We start from the raw sequence: 3,186 nt of genomic DNA, 5'->3' as shown, positions 1-3,186 counted from the left end.
TAGCCAGAGTTGAGCTGTTTTCTGGCTTTTATGACGTAACTCTGGCAAAAAAGATCCTTACTCTTTATGGACTACCATAGGATTTAACCCCCTGCACAAAATAAGAACAGTGCGGCAAAATGGCTTCACCACAGTCAATCGATCTAAGGATTTCAATCCAACGCTGCTCTAAGTGAGCGTAAGGTTCAGAATTGTTTTCAGTGTAGTCAAGAATGATGCGATCGCCATCTACCATGATTCGATTATTCGGATCAGGCAAATCTTCCGTGGTTAACCACCAGTCAACAGAATAACCCGCCACCTGTTCTGGAGTCAGGGGGGCGTAAGCCGCGGCATTATCTTCTAGTGCTTCTTTACTGACCTTGCCGAGGGTCTGAATCTGGCCCAGCGGGTAGTCATACCCCGGCTCACCCCAATAGAAATCATTAATCGAGAGTGTCTTTTGAAACAGGGTGGGATTAGGCCGCTGCGTCACCCCAATGATTGACCCCAACACATGCTTCATAAAATTGCGACCGACTAGGTCAGAACTGTTGGCGAGGCCATTCGGGTGCTGATCATTCGCTGACTGCAGCATCAGCACAGAGGAGTTAATGGCACCACAGGCCACTGCCACCAGATCCCCAGAGAAGTAATGCCGTTCACCCTGCCACGTCACCTCAACCGCCGTCACCTCTCGTCCGGAGGGGCTAGTGTGCAATCGGATGACCTTTGCCTCAGTCAGCAAGGTCACATTCTCCTGCCCCATCACTGGACGGACAGCGCTAATCTCTGCATCGGACTTAGCCTGCACCAGGCAAGGAAACCCATCGCAGGTATTGCAGCGGATACAGGCGCTCAGGTATCGCTGGGCCTCATTTAGGCGAATGCCCATGGGCGTATGATACGGGTGCAGGCCCTTAGCCGCCAGCGCATCACTGACTTCCTGAATGCGCGGTTCATGGATCACCGCTGGGTAGGGAAACTCTCTACTCCGAAAGGGTTCTGTGGGATCTTGTCCGGCCTTGCCATGCACCTGGTAAAGTTGCTCTGCTTCGTCGTAATAGGGCTCAAAGTCTTGATATTTCAGAGGCCATTCGGGAGAGATGCCATCTCGATGGGTATATTTCTCAAAATCTTTCTCCCGCAGTCGGAAGAGCGCGGCCCCATATACCTTGGTATTGCCACCGACAAAATAGCTCATGCCAGGATGCAGTTCCTGACCGTTTTTGTCATACCAGGTTTCAGAACAGTGATAGCGATTCGTCTGAAACACCGTTTTCGTATCCCAATTCTGTTTCTCCCGAGGCAGAAAAGGGCCTCGTTCCAGTACTAGAATGCGCTTCCCATGGGTTGCTAGCCTGTAGGCTAGCGTACCGACACCCGCGCCAGTGCCGATGATGATGATGTCGTAGTGAGTAGACATAATTAAGTCATGAGTAGAGAAGGGTGCGTAGGATCTAGCCTCGTGCCCACCCAGTGAAAGATGCAGCTAGCCTTGATCACGACAGCAATTCCGGCAAGGACAAGGTGTTTCATGATTCGGACACAGCTTTCCACACAAGGTCCTAGGGGGGCGATGCGTGATATTCAAATACAACTCAGCAGCCGTTAACATCCCCAGCGGCGGCATAAAATAATAAATCCAAAAGCTTGTCCAAACCTGGGCCGGAAGAGCTGAGGCAAAGGTGCGCGCCGGGTTAATGCTCATCCCAGAAATTGGTGCAGTGAAAACGATATAGCTAGCCACCAAGCAGCCAGCCAAAAGTCCCGTGTATTGCGAAAACCTTGGCTGATTACTAGAAAACAAGATCACTAACATAAGCCCTAAGGCTAGGCAAAACTCAGTGATTAGGGCCAGTGGCCAGCCCCCCATGCCGGGAACCGTAATGATATAGCGAACAGGCGGATCGGTAAATAATCGCTGCCAGAGGGCTGCTGCCGTCAGCACTCCCAGCCAGCCACCTATAAACTGGGCCAGAACATAGAAACAGGCATCCCAGGGAGCCAGTTTGCCTAACCGGAAGAACGTCAGGGTCACGGCAGGATTAAGGTGGGCTCCAGAACGCTTGCCCCAGGGAGAGTAGATGATTGCGATCGCAACCACCCCTACCCCTACACCGATGGGAATCCTGCGAATTGTCGGGTCCGGCATCCACTGCAACAATGGAGACGCAGCAGACTCTATCAGAATCACAATGCCAGCCGTCGCTAGCATAAACAGACCCAGACCAGTTCCTTCAATGCAGTAATTGGGCCAGTGGTCTCGCAAGGCTCGCAGCATCGGTTTCCTCCTGATCGCCTATTGAATATTCTCTCGGCCATAGCGCAACACCGTAGACATCCAGATGAGTTCATTGAGAAATCTTTCCAATCGCCGGATGTAGGCCATTTCAAGCAGATTGCCTAACTCGTCAAACAGGCTCTGAACATTGCCAAAATTGCCATCATAGAAGATGGTCACCAAACCCAACTCCCGCATCACGGGCAACAGATTTTGGATGACGCGGGTGCCTCCAAAGGGTCCCGCAGACACACCACATATCCCCACCGCCTTGTGAATATACTCCTTCAAATTAGTATCGAGTATATACTTGAGTAGTCCAGGATAGCCGTGGTTATACTCAGGGACAACCAGGATCAGACCATCAGCCCGGCCCATCGTAGCGGAGAATCGTTCATCCTTAGCGGATTCACCTGCGTCGTCAATGGTGATCGGAAGCTGGCGAATATCGATTAACTCAGTTTCCACATTCGGTTGCTGACTGACCTGATCGCAAACAAAACGAGCAACGTACTCGCTCATGCGTCCCTGACGAGCCGTTCCCAGAATCACAGGAATAAAAAGTGGAGTATTCATAGATAGTGTAGGGGATTGAATGGAGCCAGCAAAACCCAATGGCCTCAAGGCGGTGGGCTACTCAAAATTTATTGTTCTCAAGATTTATTGTTCTCAGAATCTATTGTTCGTGGTAATTCCAGAGCAGGCCACCATCTACAAAGAAGGTGGATCCCGTGATATAGCTAGCTTCCTCTGACGCCAGGAAGGTCACCAGTGAAGCAACATCCTGCGGCTGTCCCAGGCGATTAAGGGGAATATTCTCTAACAGTGCATTGAGCTTGTCAGGATGGGTGTGACCAAGATTTGATGTTATATTTTTGCAAAGCTGAAGCCATATTGATTGATTTTTGACCAGAATTGTTGCC

Annotated in this window: 4 protein-coding genes; all 4 read right to left on the bottom strand. The window is 50.7% G+C overall.

Features of this window, described 5'->3' with window-relative positions; translation table 11 throughout:
* Positions 1-64: 64 nt before the first annotated feature.
* Complete coding sequence (locus QQ91_RS12690; RefSeq protein WP_166284027.1) at positions 65-1,405, bottom strand: GMC family oxidoreductase N-terminal domain-containing protein; 1,341 nt, start codon at positions 1,403-1,405, stop codon at positions 65-67.
* Between the two features lie 66 nt (positions 1,406-1,471).
* Entirely contained in the window at positions 1,472-2,263 is a 792-nt protein-coding gene (locus tag QQ91_RS12685) for an MIP/aquaporin family protein (protein WP_166284025.1), read from the bottom strand.
* An 18-nt stretch (positions 2,264-2,281) separates the two neighbouring features.
* Positions 2,282-2,839, bottom strand: coding sequence for an NADPH-dependent FMN reductase (locus tag QQ91_RS12680; protein WP_166284023.1), 558 nt, complete (start codon positions 2,837-2,839; stop codon positions 2,282-2,284).
* Between the two features lie 100 nt (positions 2,840-2,939).
* Positions 2,940-3,186: SDR family oxidoreductase (locus QQ91_RS12675; RefSeq protein ID WP_166284021.1), on the bottom strand; the 247-nt coding region annotated here is incomplete at its 5' end.

The organism is Lyngbya confervoides BDU141951 (genome assembly GCF_000817775.3).
GTDB lineage: Bacteria > Cyanobacteriota > Cyanobacteriia > Thermosynechococcales > Thermosynechococcaceae > Lyngbya > Lyngbya confervoides.
This window is presented reverse-complemented; position numbering and strand designations above follow the sequence as displayed.